Origin of the sequence: Undibacterium sp. Ji22W (genome assembly GCF_049340305.1) — a bacterium.
Taxonomy (GTDB): Bacteria; Pseudomonadota; Gammaproteobacteria; order Burkholderiales; family Burkholderiaceae_D; genus Undibacterium.
Window position 1 is genome coordinate 849,329 of sequence record NZ_JBMPOU010000002.1, and the last position, 21,426, is coordinate 870,754.

Genomic DNA, 21,426 nt, shown 5'->3' on the forward strand with positions numbered 1-21,426 from the left:
TGAAAATTTTAAAACGCCCGAATTCTGCTTTGGGATTCTGCACTTTTGAGGACACCACACTTTATGAAGATTGCCACCACCTCGCTGCTCATTGCAGCTGCGTTCTCGTCAGCCAACGCCCTGCCTGTAATGGCTGCGGCAAACGACAAGCCAGCGCAAGCTAATAATGTTATGACTAAGGCCAAAGCCAACGCCGCTGCCAACCTAAAAGTCGATTACCAAAAATTCAGCTTAGCGAATGGCCTAGAAGTAATTTTCCATGTAGACCGCTCAGATCCTGTGGTGGCAGTCAATCTCACTGCCCACGTTGGTTCTGCCCGCGAAAAAGCGGGTCGCACTGGCTTCGCGCATTTGTTCGAGCATCTGTTATTTTTAGAATCCGAAAACCTCGGCAAAGGTGGCCTCGATAAAATGACTGCACGCATCGGTGGTTCAGGTGCCAACGGCTCGACATCGCAAGACCGCACCAACTATTTGCAAACCGTGCCGAAAGACGCCCTCGAAAAAATGATCTGGGCCGAGGCCGATAAGTTGGGTTGGTTTATCAATACCGTGACCGATCAGGTATTAGCGAAAGAGAAGCAAGTCGTTAAGAATGAGAAACGTCAAAGCGTCGACAATAATCCTTACGGCCATACTTCCTATGTGATCGACAAAGCCCTGTATCCGGCCGACCATCCTTACAATTGGCAAGTCATCGGTTCGCTTGAAGATTTACAAAACGCGACTGTCGATGATGTCAAAGAATTTTTCCGCCGCTGGTATGTCCCGAACAATGTCACGCTGGTCATCGCAGGTGACTTCGATACCGCACAAGCCAAAAAATGGGTAGAGAAATATTTCGGTGAAATCAAACGTGGTGAAGAGATCAAGCCTATTGCCAAGCGTGCGGGTTTTGTCAAAGAAACGGTCAAGCTGTATCACGAAGATAATTTTGCACGCGTCCCCGCGCTGACCATGGTATGGCCGGCGGTTGAGCAATTGCATGCCGATTCTTACGCCTTGGATGTCTTGAGTGAGTATCTGTCACGCGGTAAAAAAGCGCCGTTCTATAAAGTCTTAGTCGAAGACAAAAAACTCACTTCGAATGTCAGCATCGGCAATCGTACATCCGAAGTCGCCGGTCAATTCATGTTGAGTGTACGTGCTTTCGATGGCAAATCCCTGGACGAAGTCGCTGCTGCCGTCACGGAGGCTTTTGCGAAATTTGAAAAAGAAGGAATTGCGGAAAAGGATTTGAACCGAATTAAGGCCGGACAAGAAACGCAGTTTTATAATTCACTTTCCAGCGTGTTGGGTAAGTCTTCTCAACTGGCGGAATACAACTATCTGACGGGCAATCCCGGTTTTGTCGAGCAGGATATCAAGAATATCCTCGCCGTGACACCAGCAGACGTGATGCGCGTGTACGAGAAATACATCAAGGGTAAGAATTATGTCGCAACCAGCTTTGTGCCTAAAGGCAAAGTCGCGGTTGCCCTCAGCGGCTCCACCAAAGCAGAAGTGGTCGAAGAAAAGATCGTGCAAGGCGCCGAAGATGCAGTGGATCCTAGTATCAATGCGACCTATACCAAAACGCCATCCAAAATTGCGCGTGCTACCGAACCTGCGTATGGCGCTGCGGCCGAAGTTAAATTACCGACCGTGTGGAATGACAAGTTGAAAAATGGCTTGCGCGTGTACGGTATACAAAATGCTGAAGTGCCCTTGGTGCAATTTGAAATCTTGATTGATGGTGGCCTGTTATTAGAGGACATCAATAAAGTTGGCGTGGCAAATTTGATGGCACGCATGATGACACAAGGCACGGCGAAAAAGACTCCGCAAGAATTGGAAGAAGCGATCCAGCAATTGGGTGCCTCTATCAACGTCAACGCCCGCACCGAAGACATCCGCATCACCGTCAACACCTTAGCGCGCAACTATGCGGCGACATTGGCTTTAGTCGAAGAGATTTTGTTGGAGCCACGGTGGGATGAAAAGGAATTTAGCTTACTCAAGCAAAGCGTTTTAAGCCAGATTCGTCAACAAGATGCAAATCCAAATATGCTGGCGGCGATTGCCTATAGCAAACTCATTTATGGTAACGAGAATATCCGTTCACGCAATATTTTGGGTAGCGCGGAAACCGTGAATGCGATCAACATCGAAGACTTAAAAGCCTATTACAGTAAAAATCTATCGCCATCTGTAGCGCGTATGCACGTGGTCGGTGCCTTGCCGAAAGCCAGTATCAGTCATTCTTTGAGCGAGCTCGCAAAAAAATGGCAAGCCAAAAAAGTTGATTTGCCAGCACCAATGAAAGCTGCCAATTTGAGCACGGCGAAAGTGTATTTTGTGGACGTGCCCGACGCCAAACAATCCGTTTTGCAAATTGGTTATCCTGCACTTGCTGCGACGGATAAAGATTTTTATGCGGCAACCGTCATGAATTACATCTTGGGCGGCGGTGGTTTTGCTTCACGTTTGACTCAGCAATTACGTGAAGGCAAGGGCTATACCTATGGCATTCGTTCTGGCTTTTCGGGCAGTCGTAGTGTCGGCGATTTCAGCATCAGCAGTGGCGTACGCAGCAATGTGACGCTGGAATCGGCGCAATTGATCAAGCAGATTCTGCAGGATTACGCTGTCACTTATTCAGATGCCGATTTAGCGACGACGAAGAGCTTCCTGATTAAAAGCAATGCACGTGCTTTTGAAACCTTCAGTGCCAAACTGGGGATGCTCGAAAACATCAGCAAATACGACTGGACTGCAAACTATGTGAAAGAGCGCGAACAGATCGTAAAAACCATGACGTTGGAACAGATCAAGGCTTTATCGCAGAAGTATCTGGACCCTAACAAAATGATCTGGCTGGTAGTTGGCGATGCCAAAACCCAATTGTTGCGGATGAAGGAGCTAGGTTTTGGTGAGCCTGTGCTGTTGAGTAAATAAGCGCATCCTACGTGAATGAATAGTTGAATGAGCCCGTCACGACGACTGTCTTGACGGGTTTTTTTTATCGATAAAACTATGACGAAAAATCGTTCAAAAAATTATGTAAAGGATGCTTGACAAAGATTTTTTTTGGTTTACTATGTCAAACATGCTTTACACACATGCTCTACGCATTAAGTGCTTAGCAAGCAACAAGCAGCTCACACGGATATTCCAAGTGCTGCTTATTTTTTGAATTGACATGTCAAGCAGGCTTTACATAGCGAATGGCATGAGTTGTTAGTAAAAAATACCGAACGGCAAGGTGTCTATGGATTCCCTGCTTTTTTTATCGCCAGACGTGTCAACTTTGCTTTACATCACAAATCATCAAGATAAGGAAAACATCATGAATATCAGCAAAACATTCACCTCGACTTTCTTCAGTATCGCCTTCGCCACGGCTATCGGTGCGGCGACCTATGAAACGGCTTACGCTGCCGTTGTTGCTCCGGTCAGTGCTGCAGCAAATGCGACCACTGCTAGCGCAACTTCAGCCGCAGAACAATTTCAAGTGGGCAGTATGTATGTAGAAAAATATGCAAACCCACAAGCCAAAGGCGCACCGGTGATTTTGATTCCAGGCTTGTCGAGTGGCGGTTATGTGTGGGATGAAACCGTCAAGCAATTACGCGCTGAGCACGAATTGTATGTGGTCACGCTGGCGGGCTTTAATGGAAAATCGGCGATGCCTGGTGCCAAACTGCCTAAGGCCAAAGAGTCGCTACTAGAATTAATTCAAACGCAGAAAATCAATCAACCGATATTGGTCGGTCATAGTTTGGGATCAGCGCTATCGCTCTGGTTTGCTGAATCTCACTCAAACTTAATCCGTGGGGTATTTGCGGTGGATGGTTTGCCGGTTTTCCCTGGCACGCAGAATATGACGCTAGAACAACGTACAGCGATGGCAGAAGCAGCTCGTCGCCAAATGGCGGGTGCGGATGCAAAAACCTTCGCCGAACAACAATTGCAATACATGCGCATGATCGGTCTAGTCGACCAAGCACAAGCAGAAAAAATCGCGGTACGTAGCGCAACGAGCGATCCAGCGGCAACCGCTGATTACATGGCAGAATTATTGATAATGGATACACGTCAAGACCTGCCAAAAATTAGCGTGCCAGTGGTCTTGGTGTCACCTTACTATGCCACCGATTTCGTTCGCATGAATATGTCGGAAGAAGCGAAAAGCGCTTACTACATGAGCTTTATGCAAGGCATTCCGAAACTGAGTTTGGTCAGCATCAAAGACGCACGTCATTTCGTGATGCTCGATCAACCAACAATTTTCCACGAAAAATTACTCAATTTTGTGAATCAACTGTAAGCGAACATAGTGACAAAAAAGCGAGCTTGAAGAAATTTCAGCTCGTTTTTTGTTTGCGATATTTAGGGCAACTTAGCTTGTTCATGCATATCATACGTATCATGCGTATTCAAAGCGGTAAGGAAACCCTGGTCTTGTGGAGGTATTTTCCGAGCTGACATTCATTAAATTCGTATCTTCCATCGTCACCGGATCATGTGCATAAAACTGCCCTTGCGCGTGAAATAACAAGGGTAATTTACCGCCTGCTATCATTGGTGCAGACAGACTCGCTTCGGGACGCAAATCTGGCGTCAGCAAATAATATATTTCCAGAATTCCATCTTGCGCCTTCCCTTGCTGCATTCGGCCCAGTATTAATGCATGCGGCAATATATGCAGCACACGCAATTGCACCAAGCCTTTGAAACTGGCACACAATTCAATCTGCATACCTGGCAACAAGGGCATGGGCTGATGCTTCTCAAGTAGCACAGAATTGAGCAAAGTACCGTAACGCGACGTATCGACGATCTCGACACCACGCACGCTGCGGCGAATAATGGCATGCTGCGCACTGATGCGCCGCTCTAAGCTAGGATGGCGCAAGGCGATATCAGTGCGGCCCTTCGCGCTCTCACGACCCAGCGTCCATTCTTGCCGTGCTAACAATTGAATCGGGATATTTGTCAGCTGGTTCGCCGCTGTCATCATTTCGGCTAACGGCAAAAGGACCCCACGTGTCAGCATGAGCACCGGTTGGGACATGGGTGCAGGCGTGGGTTGAGCAATGACTTTGTTTGCGACGATAGGCGCGCCTGTCAAATTTTGATAGATCGGCACCGCAACTTCGATCAAATTTTCATCCCAGGCGATGCTGCTCAATCCCATTTCAAACTGTGCGGATGATTCCTCGCGCTGTTCGCTTGCACCGTCCCATTGCGCAATCGCTGCGTCTTTAGCATAAATATCGATATTTAATTGACGATGCTGGGTCTCTTGCCTAGTCGAAAGCCCACCGAGTTTAGCGATCGCACCATCTTCGGCATGCACACGCACGTTCTTTTGCGAAGCTAAAAAGACTTGATGAATTTCACTCAAACTGGCATTGGCGCGTGGGATCAAGACCGTCGTCGTGCAAACCCACACATGTTGACATCCTCTGGCATCAAGATAGCTAAGTTGCACATCCAAAGGGTATTGCCCATGCTCTTTGCCCTTGCTCGAAAATTTCAGCAACACGGCTTGCCAGGCGCCAGATGGCGTGCGCTGCAGCGTTTGTTGCGATGTCTGCGGAAACAATAATTCCGAACGGAATTCAAAACGCAATTCTTGAATGGCGCCATCAAGCTCTGAGCGCAGTTCCAGCTTTAAGGTCTGACGACCACCTGCAGCGCGCGGATCGTAACCACTAAAATGCAAGTAGGTCGCACTTTTCTCGGCCTGATAGTGCGGCGACGCAGTCACAGACGAAGTCTGCGATAACAGACTTTGCATGGTTTGATAAGCTTGACTTTTATTCATGACTGCACAACACAAGAGATTACAAAAGAACACCAGAGAATTGAGCGAACTACAGCACTACTGTAAACAACTATAGCTCAGGCTAAGCCTAGAACATGCGGTGCTTCGTGAATCTGCTCGGTGCTTTGATCCTACCCTCACACTGATCAAAAATAGCAGGACGGCCAATTGACCCAAATACGCCAGTGCAGTAACCTAGCCGCTCTTCGCAGTAGTGCTAATCAGAGTGCGCCAACAATAACGCACCGTCAGCAGCGCTGACACTTCATCCCTTTGGAAATTGAAATGAAAAAGATCGTTGTAAAATTTGGTGGTTCTAATTTGCGTCAACCACAAGATATTGATCGCGTGATCAGCGTCGTGCAGACCTATAATCGTCCTCTAGTCTTGGTCGTCTCGGCGTTTTTCGGGATCACCAATACCTTAATTGCGTGCGTACAAAATGCCAAAGAAGGTGCAGGCACCAAAGCCGCACTGGCGGAAAGTCAGGATTACACGCAGCATTTGCGTCGCCTGAAACGCGAAATCATAGCGGCCAATGTCAGTAATCCGGCTGACCGTGATCGCATTGAAAAAGCCTTAGCCGTACGCATTGATCAACTGGATCGCTATTTAACGGGCATTCACTGCATAGGCGACGTGCCGACTTTTGTCTACGATGCGATTCTCAGTTATGGCGAACGCCTGTCGAGTTTGTTACTCACGGAAGTCTTACTGACCCGTGGCGTTCCGGCGCGTGAAGCTTTGCCAGAAGATATCGGTCTGATTACGGACGGCGTATTTGGGAATTCGGCCTGTGATTTTGCAGCAAGTACGGCCTCTGTTGCGCAAGCACTGAGCGGCGATGAAGTCATCATCGTGCCCGGCTTCTACGGTATCGATAAAGAAGGTAAAGCGACATTGTTCGGGCGAGGCGGGTCGGATTATTCGGCCGCCTCCATTGCCTGTTGCATATGCGCAGAATCACTCGATGTCTGGAAAGACGTGGATGGCTTCTTAAGCGCAGATCCGGGCGCAGTTAGTACACCCCGTTCAATTTCGCAATTAAATTATTTGGAAGCTGCGGAGCTTTCGTATTTTGGTGCGAAAATCTTGCATCCACGCACCGTCGAACCTTTGTTCAACCAAGACATTCCTATCCGTATCTTGAACATCACCAAACCTGAGCGCGGGCTGCAGCCTTACACGGTAATTAACGCGCAGCGCAAAGTCACCAAAGATGTGGTGAAGAGCGTGACGTCGACCGAGGACGTAGCGATTCTCAAATTGCATGGCCCGGGCGTTGGATTCAAATCCGGCATTTTGGCGCATGTGACGAATGCACTCGATAGCAATGGCATCAATATCAAGAGCGTACTGACCGCGCAAACGGCGATCAATATTTTACTCGCGCGCGACCATCTGGATGCTGCTTATGCGATCGTTGCTGAACATCATTTAGCTGGCGTGGTCGAGGTCTCACGCAACGCCGAAGTAGCGATCGTCGCGGTAGTCGGTGATGGCGTGTTAGAAGCGTCTGATGTCGGTAGCGCGATTGCCAGCCGTGCCTTATCCGCCGCGATTGCCAGTGGTGTGCGCGTTTGTCTGGCTGCTGCAGGTGCGAGTGAAGTGGCAGCGTATATGCTGGTGCATCAAGATGACTGCAAGCTGGCTTTGCAAGCGGTGCATGCGGAATTTTTTGGGGTTTAAAAACTGAAGCGTATTGATTTAGGAAAGATCAATACGCATCCTGATTGCAATCATTATCTGCTTAAGTTATCTGCTTAAGTTATCTGCTCAAATTATCCGCTTAATCTAGGTTCGACTTTCCATCTACATTTTGGAACATCGTTCCAAATTCCACTGTCGTAAAGGCATATTACAGAGCGAGCTACATCCCGGTCTTGCTCCCGTCACCGATCTAAAGCTCGTCATTTACCCGAATTGAGTCTCATTAGGAGACCGATTGATGGCATAAAAATTAATATATTTCATCGGTAAGATTGGTCTTTTATGCTATAAACTCGCGTGCCTTTTTGACAAACAACATTCCTATCCCATTTCGCAAAATGACTCAAGCAAACACAACACTTTATCTCAGTTCGACCACCCCGGTATATGGAAACGGCGTTGCCATCAATAGCAATATTACCTTCACGTTCAGCGAAGCAATTATCGCTGGAGTCGGTTACATCACGATTAAAAATAGCATTGGCGAAGTGGTTGTATATGAAAGTGTCACTGGCCCTAATGTTTCTATTTCAGGCAATGTCTTGACACTCAACCCTAGCGTTGATTTTGCTTTTATGACGGATTATCGCGTCACCTTGTCCACCGGGATTGTCACAACGAAAGAAGGCTTGGCATATCAAGCCCCATATTATGACGTAGTAAGTTTTAAAACAGAGCTTAGTAATGTCGCCATCAACTTCACTGGTACCGATGGCTCGGACACGATCCATGGAGGAAGCAAGGCAGATATTCTGAATGGCGCAGGTGGATCTGATTACATTAACGGCTATGACGGTGACGACATCATCAACGGTGATAATGAAACCGACACATCAAGCTATGCGAATGACAACATCAACGGTGGTACCGGCAACGACGTCGTACATGGCAACACAGGCAACGACTACCTGAATGGTGACGAGGGCAATGATACCTTATACGGAGATGCAGGCAACGATGTCCTAAATGGCGGCATTGGCAATGACATTTTGTATGGTGGAGCTGGTGACGACAATCTCTCTGACTACAGCGGAAGCAACATCTTTTTTGGTGGTGATGGAAACGACAGATTAAGTTCTGGCAACAACTATACAACTGGCGATTTTAATCAGCTATCGGGCGGTGCAGGAAACGATGAAATCAGCGCGGGTGGCGCAGATGACGTTAATGGCGACGATGGCAATGACAATATCAATTTTCAACCCAATAATTATCAAACACGCACTGCCAGTTTGGATGCGGGCAATGGCAACGATAAATTGACACTTGGGTTAGGGGCACATAGAAATGTCATCAATATCAAACTCGGTGCTGGAACGGATACAATCGCCTTTGGGTATAGCTTCGATGCTTCTCAAGGTATGCGCTACATCGTACAAGATTTTACCGTTGGTGCGAATGGTGACCAAATAAATCTGAGTAATTTTGTACCTTGGAATTCCAACACCAATCCCTTTGCTGCCAATGGCTCTCTACGCCTTCTAAAAAACGGTGCCGACACGCAATTGCAATTTAAGCCAACTATACAAGGCAATGCAGATTTTCTGACTTTGCTGACATTCGCAAACATCGCACCAAATCAATTAACAGCATCAAATTTTGTGGGCGGCTTTAATCCAGATGGCAGCCAGGTTGGGATGACCATCGTTGGCACCAATGGCGCCGACACGTTAAGTGGCAATATCCTCAACGATCATATTTCTGGCTTGGCCGGCCCTGATACGCTGTACGGTGGCGCAGGAGACGACACCCTGATCGGCGGCAACGAAGATTCTCTTCAAGATTCAGACACGTTATACGGTGATGACGGTAATGATTTGTTGATAGGCGGAGCTGGTAACGACACGCTTTATGGCGGAAATGGAAACGACACTTTAGAAGGTGGCAGCGGTAACGATATATTGATCGACTCCAATGGTTTTAACACACTTCGCGGTCAAGATGGAGACGATGAATTTAGAATCGCTCCTAATGATTCGGTCAACTTCGAAGGTGGAGTTTATGAGGGTGGAAATGGCAAAGATACGTTCGATATCAATGCCTACACCAAAATAAAGAATATCAGTATTAGCGGTGGTGCTGGTGCCGATACGATCCTGTTCCGTAACGCCAATATTGCTGACGCAAAAGTAATTGATTTCTCTGTTGCCGATGGTGATGTCATAGACCTCACGCTGTTATTGCAAAATCAATTTGTAGGGAATCCTTTTGGAAGCCTTGGCTATTTTAAAGCGAGCCAGGAAGGAAATAACGTCATTATTTCCTTTGATGCCGATGGGGCGGAGGGCAGTACATATGGCATGCGCCCAATACTTAACTTGGAGAATATCCAGTTATCCACATTAACCGCCAATAATTTCAAAAATGGGTGGCAACCTAACGGTAGTGATATTGGCGAAGAAATTCGTGGCACCGATGGCAATGACAACCTCATCGGAAAAAACCTGAATGACACCATTTATGGCGCCGACGGGAATGACACAATTCAAGGCGGGGCAGGCAATGATCGCCTGTACGGAGATGCCGGAAATGACAGAATAAATGGTGACAGCGGTGACGATACCTTATCGGGCGGTGCCGGAAATGACGATTTAAATGGAGACAGTGGCAACGATACTCTCGAAGGTGGTGACGGCGACGATATCTTAACTGACTACTACGGCACAAACATTCTTCGCGGAGGACCTGGCAAGGATCAAATCACAATAAATAGCGAAGGAAGTGTCGCTGAGGGCGGAGATGGCGATGACATGATCCGCACCTCAGGAGGTCGTGTCACCATTGATGCGGGATCAGGAAATGACCGAGTAGACTATGGCAGTTCCTGGGGAGGTCAATCCAACAGCGGCACTGGGACTATCAATTTGGGGGATGGTGACGACACGTTCATGTTCTCCCAGCAGCCGCAAGACTCCATTGCCATAGTCAATGGCGGCAATGGCAACGATACCTATGAAATAGGCTCTGGTGCCATGAACAGCCATCTCATCATTAACGACTTCCGAGCGGGGAGTCAAGGTGACGTAATCGATTTCGCTAACTTATTGAGCGCCAACATCTACCAAGGGGGTAACCCATTTGGATCCTCCGGCGTGTTGAGGATTACACAAAAAGACCTCGATACAGTGATCGAATATGACTACGATGGTTCGGATCGTATGATGTATGGCTTCCGCCCTATTATCACCCTCAAAAATCTACAGGCAAACACGCTCAGTGTTGCTAACTTTAGCGGCGGCATCAATCCCAATGGCTCGGAAACCGGTATGACAATATACGGTACCAGCAAAAACGACACCCTTTACGGAAAAATCCTGAATGACGTTTTATTTGGTGGTGCAGGTAACGATATGTTATTCGGCGAGCGTGGCAACGATGAATTGCATGCAGGTAATGGCGATGACCAACTATATGGTGGTCTCGGCAACGATTCCTTATATGGCGAGGCCGGCAATGATTATCTCAACGATTCGGAATCAAATGGCGACAATACTTTGTTTGGCGGTGACGGCAACGACACACTCACCACGTCAGGCACGGGTACGAATATCCTCAATGGTGGCAATGGAGATGACAATATCAATGCAGGGAGCGGCAATGACGTACTGAATGGCGACGATGGTAACGATACTATTACTATTCAGTTTGGTTACTACTCAAGCATCAACCCATTGAGCAATCATGTTGTGCGGGTCAACGGCGGCAACGGACAAGACAAGATTTTCCTGCAAAATAGCTACGGATCAAGTTATCCGGCACAAGTCCACATTAGCGGTGGCAATGGCATCGATACCTTCTCCATGAATAGTATCGATAATAAGATTCAGTACATCATCAACGATTTTATACCCGGTGCTAAAGGCGATTACCTTGATATAACAAATTTATTTGACTATTCCGTGCGAGAAAAAAATCCTTTCGGTCAAATAGGCTATGCGCGTTTGCTCCAACGTGGTGATGATACCGTCGTACAAGTTGATCTTGATGGACCAGAAGGATACAAACAGTTTCAAGATGCTTTCATTCTAAAAAATGTAAAATCAAGTGATCTGACCTCTGCCAATTTTGTAAATTACTATGCACCTGATGGTGTTCAACAAGGTATCGAACGCGAAGGCGACGAGCAAAAAGATACTCTATTTGGTACCAAATTCAACGACATAATTCGCGGCAATGCAGGCGACGATAAAATTGACGGTGGTCTAGGCGATGATCAATTATTTGGTGGGGTCGGGAATGACACACTAGAAGATAGCTCTGGAAACAATGTTTTTGCGGGTAACGAAGGAAACGATACGCTAATCATCAGCGGATCAGGTACCAACAAAGCCGATGGAGGTGCTGGCAACGATACTATTAATATTTATAGCGGCAACGGTACATTTGATGGCGGCGAAGGGAATGACGAACTCGTCGTTTCAAACCAATATACTGGTGCATTGTTTGGCAACGTGTCACTCAATGGCGGCACTGGTCAAGATCGATTCAGTATCTCGATTTTTGCTAACAAAAACGCACAAATCAATATCAGCGGTGGAAGTGGTACTGATATCTTTGAACCAGGTGCGTATATTGAAAATGGCACTGTCAATATCCTTGATTTTGAGACAGGATTAGACGGTGACAAGATTTCGCTGAAATTTGTCATGAACTATTTCAATTACAGCTCTTCTGCGATCAAAAACCCTTTTACTAACGGCCACCTCAGTTTGCAACAAAAAGGAACCGACACTGTTTTGATCCTCGACAAAGATGGTAAAGGCCCCAACGAGGGAAGCATATTACTCACTCTAAAAAATACGGATGCCAGTCAACTCAACCAAAACCACTTTGTCGATTTATATGACCCAAAAGGTAGCATTGAAGGTCTAAAACTGGTTGGTGATAATTCATCCAATCAACTCAAGGGTGGCTGGTCGACAGACACCCTATCTGGGCTTGATGGGAATGACACTTTGGACGGCAGTGAGGGTAACGATATTCTCGATGGTGGAGCGGGTAACGACACTCTCATTGGAGGCAATGGAAATGACACTTTAATTGGTGGATCTGGATTTGATATGGCGATCTTCAATACAAATCTTTCTGAATATAAATTCACCAAGACAGAGAGTGGATTTAGTGTAAGTGGGAAATACTATGTTGGTTTAGAAGGGCTAGATAATCTCAGTGGAGTTGAATACCTAGAATTTTCGGACGTGCACCTGAATTTGGAAGTGAAAGGAAAAGCCAGCAACGTAGCTGCTTCCGATATTAAGACACTCATAGAGTTGTACATTGCCTTCTTCAACCGCACCCCCGATGCCGATGGCATGTCTTATTGGATTGATCAATTGAAGAGCGGTCAGTCTATGGCAAAAATTTCCGAATCGTTCTACTCCATCGGTGCGTCCGACCAATTTACTGCGATAACTGGCTTTACAACGTCTATGAGCAACGACGATTTTATCCATACCTTTTATCGCAATGTCCTCGGCCGCGACAATGGTGCAGATGAAGCTGGTCTGAGTTACTGGAAAAACAAGCTTACAAACGGGACTTCGACGCGCAGTACGCTAGCGCAAGATATCTTAACTTCTGCCCATACCTTCAAAGGGAACGCAGAGTTTGGCTACGTTGCTGATCTGCTAGACAACAAATATATGGTTGGAAAGACCGTTGCGATTGATTGGGGTATCAATTTTGTGAACAACGCGTACGAACGTAGTGTCGAAATCGCCGGCGCAGTGACAGCGACTAGTACACAAGCGGCACTTCAATTGGTCGGTGTTAATGGGGAGGATCTGCAGTTCTTTTAATGCTCAGTTTTGAAAATTAAAAAAGCGACACAGTGTTAAACGTGTCGCTTTTTTTCAATTACCATCAATCGATTCTAAGGCTTAGTCAAATACAGGGTAGTCCGGCGTGATTCGCCAGGTGCCAAAGGTTTGCTGGTGGCTTTATCAAAGGCCGCAATCGCGGCGCGGTTGCGGTTTTCTACGGCTTCCAGATGATTGCGTTGTGCTTGGCGCTGATTGAATGCCTTGTTCTCTTCTTTCCAATCGCTCCCAGTGGATGGCTGCGCGTTGCTGACCGGCGTGTACGCCATGATGGTTTTGTCTTTCACCGTCGCTTGTGGGCAAACCGCTTGCGTGTAGCTTACTTTTCCGCGGCTATCAGTACACTTTTTGACTTGCGCTTGCGCGGCGGTGCTGATGGATGCCAACACCAAAGCACATACAGACATCAGACGAATTATGTTCACGAGATTAGCTTTCATCAAAAACTACGGCGATTTACGTAGGTAGCAATAGTATTCCTTAAATTATTTTTTGTAAAACTGGAAGTGAAATACTCAATCGGCAAGAAGATAGACTGATTCGCACAATTTGCGCTAGCACAAGAACAGGCCAAACTCTTCTGCTGGTTTTCCTTGCGCCATTTATGATTGGACGCTGCTGGTATCGGGAAATTTTCACTCAGTCCCAGCATCTATCAACGAATGAAGCAGAGGTAATTACCATGCAAACAAGAGATACTGGCGACTGGTTATCGGCGCAACAAGCGGTACAGCCGGATGGAACGGAACTGAGTAATCTGCCATTAATTAACAAAAAACTCCCGCCCCTAGTTCCGCCACAAACTGACAATCCTGCGACTTCGACCGTAGAAGTAAATCCCTCAGGATCCGAATAATCGCCCCTCCATAAAACTGAGATCAAACTTAGTTAAGCTAAGACCAAACGAAAGGGCGATTTCACCAGTGATGAAATCGCCCTCGGTCTTGTCTACCCTTAACTAGCGCTAATTTAGCCTATCATGTCTCGTTGCAGACGACGTGGCACTTCCCAATCCAATTCCCAATCACGCTTTTTCTCTAAAGCATCAATGTGTTTGAGTTTTTTCTCTTCGACAAATTTGCCGGACAAAACCAGTTTGGGCTTGGTCGGTGCTGACACAAAGCCACGCACTTCCCACAGTGAACGCTTGACGGTGGTTGCGGCCAGAATGCCATAGTCAGCGCCGCAAGTAATACCTTTTTCTGCGACCAAAGCTTCACCAGCTTTAATGTATTTGGCGGCGTAAACAGTGCCTTTGGTAGCGATCCAGCGACCGCTATGGATTTCACCATTCAGGCTGGTAATTTGACCAACCGCGCGTATCGTGCCCCAGGCGCTAATGTCGCCGTGACTGTGAATCGAGCCGACGTTTAAGTTGCCTTGGCAAATCACTTCACCCGCGAACAAACCACCATTGACGGCGATATCTGTTTCACTAAAAATTTCGCCTTTAACATTCACATCGCCATCGACGGCAATCGCAATCGCGCTTAAATGACCGCCTACGTATTGCACTTCAGCGACATCCAAAACATCATCCAACTGCAAGTTGCCATGGCAATCAAGAACGTCGCAAGACAAATAACCGAGCACTTGGATATCGCCATAACCGCCAAAAGTTTCATGATGCGCATCGCGCTTCAAGATTGCTGGATGAACTAATTTGTCCATATAGGCGCTGCCATCTTTGGCTGGCTTCGCTTGATCAAGTTCTAACATGCGTGCCATCCATTCGGCATTGCAACCCGTTTTGAGCATAAATTCCACTTCGATATCGCCCGCGCAATCGAGTGCCTGACCAACATACAAAGACTGCACTTTGATATCGCCAGTGACAGTCAATTTGCCGAGACAAAATACTTCTTCAGCTTCCAGATTGCCATCGACTAACAAATCACCACCAATGATGACTTGGTTCGTAATCTGCAAATCACCTTGAATATGGGCATCACCAGTACTGGCGAATTGTTTGCGTTTAAGTTTTTTCGCCAGAAAAGGCGCTGGTGCTGTGGTCATTGTCATAGTGGGCTCTTGGTTGCTGTGAAAATCAGGTTGGCAAGGAATCTAAACGTCCGGCTTCTGCCAGTTCTCGAATCATGCGTATGGTATCAACATCAGCTTCTTCATAAGCAGAACGACGGTAGGCGTTATACATCTCATTCTCTGCATCTTGTTCTGCAGTATGTCCGCTGTCATACACAAAACGCACAAATAATGCATCGGGCGCCGGTTCCTCTATGCTCATGCGCAGCGACGATTGCGGAATATCTTTTTGTGCAGGCACATCATAATGCACATGCTGCTGATGAACAAAACTAACTTGATCGGCGATGCGCAACTCGCCGTATCGCAAGCTACGCGTCATCGTCACTTCGCTACGGTCGGTAATGCTGCATTCGTCAATGTAATCAACAAATAGTTTCGGTGACTCGGCGCGCAAAATCAATCCCCGCCATACCTGTTCACGCGTAATCACCAATACGGCGGGATTGGTCAAATCATTGATCTCGACCAGATGTTCAAATTTCATTGCAATTCCTTCTTATATCAAGCGAACGCCGGTGGCATGTTCGTTCAACTTGCTTTCGGTCACCCTATTCACACACTATTCGCACACGCTAGATTGCAAGTTTACACCGCAAATTAGACGCCATTAAGGTCTTTTCTTCGATACTGCTGCCCAAAGTAGCGTAGCCCATGCGAACAAAAAAGCCAGACCGCCAATGGGCGTGATCGCGCCGAGCATGCGTATGCCACTCAATGCTAGCGCATATAAGCTGCCACTAAATAGCAGTATGCCTAGCAACATGGCAATCGCACTACGACGAATGATGCGAGTTGGCCAGCGCGGCGATAAACTTGCTAAAGCAAATAGGGCCAAACCATGCAGCATTTGATATTGCACTGCAGTTTGCCAAATCGCCAGCATGTCACTGCTTAGTATATTTTTTAAACCATGGGCGCCGAAGGCGCCAGCAGCAATCGCTATGAATAAATTCAGTGCCGCCAGCGCGACCAAACGGCGTTCTTGCTGGCAAGCTTGCTGATCTTGTTGCATAAAAACTCCTAAAAATCGATGGAATGGAGGGCGACGTAACCGGCAAAAACGAGACGAAGAAAGTTTCAGGCGAAAAAAATGACCGGACTAGCCGGTCATCTTCCTTACACACCTACACTACACACACAAACATTTTAGCACGTCCAGAATCAAGCTGCAGACTTTGCTGTTGTTGTGACTGTTGCAGCCATACCAAATTCTGCTAATAATTTAGCTTCTTTCTCTTTAGCTAACTTGAAATGACGCTCTTTCACATGTCCATAACCACGAATGTCTTCAGGAATACTCGCAATCGCCACCGCTTTCGATAAATTTTCAGCATTCAATTGTGGCAATAATTTACTAATCAATTGCTTATACTGGACTGGCAAAGCACGTTCCATACGACGCTCTTCGGTATAACCGAACACATCCAAGGCTGTACCACGCAGAGATTTTAATCCAGCCAACACACCAAAGGCTTTCATCATCCACGGACCGAATTGTTGTTTGATCAACTCACCTTTGTCATTACGCTTTGCCAATAAAGGTGGCGCAAGGTGGAAATTGATGGCGTAGTCACCTTCAAACATGTCGGCAATTTTTTGCTTAAATTTGCCATCGGTGTACAAACGTGCGACTTCGTACTCGTCTTTGTAGGCCATCAATTTAAACAAATATTTCGCCACCGCTTCAGTCAATCGTAAGCCTTTACCATCAACGAGCTTGCCTTCTGCTGCTTTTACCTGATTGACGAAGTCGGTGTAAATTTGTGCATAAGCAGTGTTTTGGTAATCGGTTAGGAAAGCCACGCGTTTAGCAATCGTGTCGTCCAATGTCGGCGCGCGTTTCAATTCAATCACTTGCGCTGGCGTCGTTAAACGCTGTACTGCGGCCAAATCATTTGCAGCGATACGTCCCCAATTAAAGGCTTGTTTATTGAAGTCGATTTGTACGCCATTCAATTCAATCGCGCGCATCAAAGCTGCTTCGGTCAATGGCACCCAAGCTTTTTGCCAAGAGTAGCCGAGCATAAACATATTCGCCGCAATACTATCGCCCATCAAAGCGGTGGCGATCGTAGTCGCATCGACCATATCGACACGATCTTGACCGCAAGCTTTGCGGATTTCTGCTTCGGCTGAACCCGCTGGGAATTGCCAGTTAGGATTCTTAATGAAAGTCGCGGTTGGACTGCTGCTAGCGTTGATCGCACCTTGGGTACGGCCTTCGCCCATACGGGAAACCGCATCTTTGCCTGCGGTCACGATCAAATCGCAACCGATGACCAAATTGGCCATGCCAGTACCAACACGCGTTGACTGGATGTCTTCGGCTTTGTCAGCTAAACGTACGTGCGACATCACCGCGCCGCCTTTTTGTGCCAAGCCTGTCATGTCCAGCACGGAGCAAGATTTACCTTGCAAGTGAGCGGCCATCGCCATGATCTGACCAATTGTGATCACGCCAGTACCGCCGACGCCAGTCACGATCACGCCATATGGCGTCGCTGTGCTTGGCAAGACTGGTGCTGGCAAACTGCTGACATCAAATGCGCCACCGGCTTCGACTTTCGTCTTGGCTGGCTTCTTCAATTTACCGCCTTCGACCGTCACAAAACTTGGGCAGAAACCATTCACGCAGGAGTAATCCTTATTGCATGAGGATTGATTGATCTGACGCTTACGTCCGAATTCAGTTTCTAATGGTTCAACGGATAAACAATTCGATTGCACACCGCAATCACCACAGCCTTCGCAGACGGCTTCATTGATCACGGCACGTTTGGCTGGATCAGGGAAACCTGGCTTGCCGTCTTTACCGATTTTTTTCCGGCGGCGACGTTTTTCGGAAGCACAGGTTTGGTCGTAAATCATCGCGGACACGCCTTTGCATTCGCGCAATTCACGTTGTACTGCATCAAGTTCGCTGCGATGACGGATCGTCACACCAGCTGCCCATGGATAATTCGCTGGATATTTTTCTGGCTCATCGGTCACGACGATAATCGGTGACACACCTTCTGCCGCGATTTGACGGGAAATCATGCCCGGATCGAGTGGGCCGTCAAATTCTTGACCACCAGTCATCGCGACCGCATCGTTAAACAAGATCTTGTAAGTGATGTTCACGTTACCGGACACGGCGGCGCGAATCGCCAGCAAGCCTGAGTGGTAATAAGTACCATCACCCAAGTTCGAAAACACATGCTTCTCGGTGGTGAACGGAGCTGCACCAACCCAAGTCACACCTTCACCGCCCATGTGGGTGAAAGTCGTGGATTCACGGTCCATCCAAGTGACCATGTAGTGGCAACCGATACCGGCTAAAGCACGGCTACCTTCTGGCACTTTCGTCGATGTATTGTGTGGACAACCGGAGCAGAAATGCGGAATACGGTCTTTGTTTGCATCGGGTTTGGACACCGAATTCAAAGCTGCTTCTTTCGCTTCTAAATAAGCGACGCGCTCTTTGACTTGTTGTTCAACTGGATGACCAGCGAAGTAACGACTGATACGTGAAGCGATCGCATGGGCAATCTGTGCTGGGCTTAGTTCATACGTCGCTGGCAATAACCATTCGCCATGACCGCTACCCTGAATATTCGTCCACTCGCCCGTGTCATCAAACTTACCAACCACGCGCGGACGTGCCGCTTCTTCCCAGTGGTACAACTCTTCTTTCAAGGCGTATTCAAGAATTTGACGCTTCTCTTCGACCACCAGAATTTCTTCCAAACCAGTCGCAAATTCGCGTACACCGTCGGATTCTAATGGCCATGTCAGACCGATCTTGTATAAACGAATACCGATGTCTTTAGCGACTTGTTCATCAATCCCCAAATCAGCCAATGCCTGACGCGTGTCGAGGTAAGATTTACCCGCTGTGATAATACCGATCTTTGCGTTTGGACTATCCCAGATAATTTGATTGAGCTTGTTTGCACGGGCATACGCTAAAGCCGCATACCATTTGTAGTTATTCATGCGCGTTTCTTGCGCGAGAATTGGGTCTGGTGTGCGGATATGCACGCCGTCCGCTGGCATCACGAAATCGGTAGGAATCACGGGTTGAACGCGATCAGGGTCGATATCGACCACGCAGCCAGATTCAACGATATCGGTCACGCATTTCATCGCTACCCACAAACCGGTGTAGCGTGACATGGCGATGCCATGCAGACCGTAATCTAAATATTCTTGGACTGACGATGGATACAAAACGGGAATACCGCAAGCTTTCAGAATATGTTCGCTCTGATGTGCAGCTGTCGACGATTTCGCTGCATGATCATCACCAGCAATCACTAATACGCCACCGTGTGGCGACGTACCGGCTAAGTTCGCATGTTTAAACACGTCACCGCAACGATCTACGCCCGGGCCTTTACCGTACCAGATACCAAACACGCCATCGTATTTCGCGCCAGGGAATAAATTCACTTGCTGCGTACCCCAGACTGAAGTCGCCGCTAAGTCTTCATTCACGCCTGGGTGAAATTTAACGTGGTATTTGTCCAAATGTTTCTTGGCTTTGGCAGCTGTCATATCAACTGCGCCAAGTGGCGAACCGCGATAGCCAGTTAAGAAACCGGCGGTATTCAAGCCCGCTTTTTCATCGGCTTGACGTTGCAGCATCGTCAGACGAATCAGGGCCTGGGTGCCGGTCATAAAAGCACGGCCACGCTCTAAAGTGTACTTGTCGTCTAGGGAAATACTGTTATTAATTGGTGTGTTGACTGATACATCTGCAACTGCGGATTGCTCGGTCTTATTCGGTGAATTCATGCTGCCTCCGGAATTTTTCTAGTGTGGCTTGAGTCTGCCCATGCCATCGGTGCTATAAAACGGATGTTGCTAGCTTGTGGCTGCATCATACGCTCAAAGCTTAATGTTGAACCAAAATGGGTCTAAATTACGAGGCTCGCACAGTAACATGCGACCCTTTGACTCCCCATGCACAGTCACCACCAAAAAGACCAGTACAGTATGACTGACAATTAGCCAAAGTGTACTGGTCAATTCACACGTCTTCGGGATCGAACTGCTCTTCCCAGGCCTTACTCATTGGCTACAATTACAGGCTACAATTACAGGCTATAATCCCAGTATGAAACTTAAATTTACCAAAATGCACGGTGCGGGCAATGACTTTATTGTGATTGACGCTATCAACCAATCCATTCATTTTTCCGCGGAACAATGGCGTGCCTTGGCGGATCGCCGTTTTGGCATAGGTGCTGACCAGATTTTGGTGGTCGAGCCCGCGCCGACGCCAGATCTGGATTTCCGCTATCGCATATTTAATGCTGACGGCGGCGAAGTTGAGCAATGCGGCAATGGTTCGCGTGCCTTCGTCCGTTTTGTGGTCGACAAAGGTTTGACTAACAAATCCACGATACGCGTATTGACTATGTCAGGTGTGATCGAACCAAGTATTGCCAGTGATGGTCGGATTACCGTCAACATGGGCGTACCCAGCTTTGTTCCGGCAGACTCACATTTTGATGCTGAAGGACTCGCGACAGAAGAGCAAGCGGATGCGACTTTGTATCTATTGCCCTTGTCCGATCATGTCGTCGAAGTTTGCTGTGTCTCTATGGGCAATCCACATGCGGTACAGATAGTAAAGGACCTCAAACACCATGCTGTCGCCAGTGAGGGGCCTGTCATAGAACATCATCCTTTATTCGCAAAACGTGTGAATGCGGGCTTTATGCAGGTCGATGACGCTCAGCATATCCAATTGCGCGTATATGAGCGCGGTGCTGGTGAAACTCTGGCTTGTGGCACAGGTGCTTGCGCAGCGGTTGTTTCTGGCATCCAGCGCGGCGTGTTACAAAGCCCGGTTGAAGTGCGGATGCGCGGCGGTGATTTGCAAATTGCCTGGGCTGGCGCAGGACAACCCGTATTTTTAAGTGGCCCCGCGGTTGCGGTATTCGAGGGTGAAATCGAGATCGCCGAATAAGGTCGACCATCGCTTAACATCATCCATCGTTTGGTTTGCCACATTCGATTTCCAAGTTATTTTCCAAGTTATATCACCGA

At 47.6% G+C, this 21,426-nt stretch carries 12 protein-coding genes; 6 read left to right on the top strand and 6 right to left on the bottom strand.

Annotated features, from left to right (window positions below; genetic code table 11):
• Window positions 1-63: 63 nt before the first annotated feature.
• Both ACO0KW_RS10445 and ACO0KW_RS10450 read left to right on the top strand, forming a co-directional pair.
• A complete protein-coding gene (locus ACO0KW_RS10445; RefSeq protein WP_423053014.1) occupies window positions 64-2,937 on the top strand; it encodes a M16 family metallopeptidase in 2,874 nt (957 codons plus the stop codon).
• 391 nt (window positions 2,938-3,328) lie between these two features.
• Entirely contained in the window at window positions 3,329-4,309 is a 981-nt protein-coding gene (locus tag ACO0KW_RS10450; protein WP_423053015.1) for an alpha/beta fold hydrolase, read from the top strand.
• A gap of 99 nt (window positions 4,310-4,408) precedes the next feature.
• On the opposite strand, the gene ACO0KW_RS10455 is transcribed toward ACO0KW_RS10450, so the two are convergent.
• Complete coding sequence (locus ACO0KW_RS10455) at window positions 4,409-5,812, bottom strand: FHA domain-containing protein (protein WP_423053016.1); 1,404 nt, start codon at window positions 5,810-5,812, stop codon at window positions 4,409-4,411.
• A 285-nt stretch (window positions 5,813-6,097) separates the two neighbouring features.
• On the opposite strand from ACO0KW_RS10455, the gene ACO0KW_RS10460 reads away from it, so the two are divergent.
• Window positions 6,098-7,501, top strand: a complete 1,404-nt coding sequence (locus ACO0KW_RS10460; protein WP_423053017.1) for an aspartate kinase — start codon at window positions 6,098-6,100, stop codon at window positions 7,499-7,501.
• Window positions 7,502-7,827: 326 nt separating this feature from the next.
• Entirely contained in the window at window positions 7,828-13,320 is a 5,493-nt protein-coding gene (locus tag ACO0KW_RS10465) for a type I secretion C-terminal target domain-containing protein (RefSeq protein WP_423053018.1), read from the top strand.
• 74 nt (window positions 13,321-13,394) lie between these two features.
• Here ACO0KW_RS10465 and ACO0KW_RS10470 read toward each other — a convergent pair whose 3' ends face one another.
• Entirely contained in the window at window positions 13,395-13,766 is a 372-nt protein-coding gene (locus ACO0KW_RS10470; RefSeq protein WP_423053019.1) for a DUF4124 domain-containing protein, read from the bottom strand.
• Between the two features lie 257 nt (window positions 13,767-14,023).
• Here ACO0KW_RS10470 and ACO0KW_RS10475 point away from each other — a divergent pair, with 257 nt between their 5' ends.
• On the top strand, window positions 14,024-14,197 hold the full coding sequence (locus tag ACO0KW_RS10475; protein WP_423053020.1) for a hypothetical protein: 174 nt from the start codon (window positions 14,024-14,026) through the stop codon (window positions 14,195-14,197).
• 113 nt (window positions 14,198-14,310) lie between these two features.
• Here the strand turns inward: ACO0KW_RS10475 and ACO0KW_RS10480 are convergent, their stop codons facing one another.
• From ACO0KW_RS10480 to ACO0KW_RS10495, 4 genes are all read right to left on the bottom strand, one after another.
• Window positions 14,311-15,363, bottom strand: a complete 1,053-nt coding sequence (locus ACO0KW_RS10480; protein ID WP_423053021.1) for a hypothetical protein — start codon at window positions 15,361-15,363, stop codon at window positions 14,311-14,313.
• A 25-nt stretch (window positions 15,364-15,388) separates the two neighbouring features.
• Complete coding sequence (locus ACO0KW_RS10485) at window positions 15,389-15,871, bottom strand: SRPBCC family protein (RefSeq protein WP_423053022.1); 483 nt, start codon at window positions 15,869-15,871, stop codon at window positions 15,389-15,391.
• A gap of 123 nt (window positions 15,872-15,994) precedes the next feature.
• The gene (locus tag ACO0KW_RS10490) at window positions 15,995-16,399 is read right to left on the bottom strand and encodes a DUF423 domain-containing protein (protein WP_423053023.1); all 405 of its coding nucleotides are present in this window, start codon (window positions 16,397-16,399) and stop codon (window positions 15,995-15,997) included.
• A gap of 149 nt (window positions 16,400-16,548) precedes the next feature.
• Window positions 16,549-20,166, bottom strand: a complete 3,618-nt coding sequence (locus ACO0KW_RS10495) for an indolepyruvate ferredoxin oxidoreductase family protein (RefSeq protein WP_423053024.1) — start codon at window positions 20,164-20,166, stop codon at window positions 16,549-16,551.
• 322 nt (window positions 20,167-20,488) lie between these two features.
• On the opposite strand from ACO0KW_RS10495, the gene dapF reads away from it, so the two are divergent.
• Window positions 20,489-21,346 (top strand): diaminopimelate epimerase, encoded by an 858-nt coding sequence (dapF, locus tag ACO0KW_RS10500; protein WP_423053025.1) that lies wholly within the window; start codon window positions 20,489-20,491, stop codon window positions 21,344-21,346.
• The last annotated feature ends 80 nt before the right edge of the window (window positions 21,347-21,426 follow it).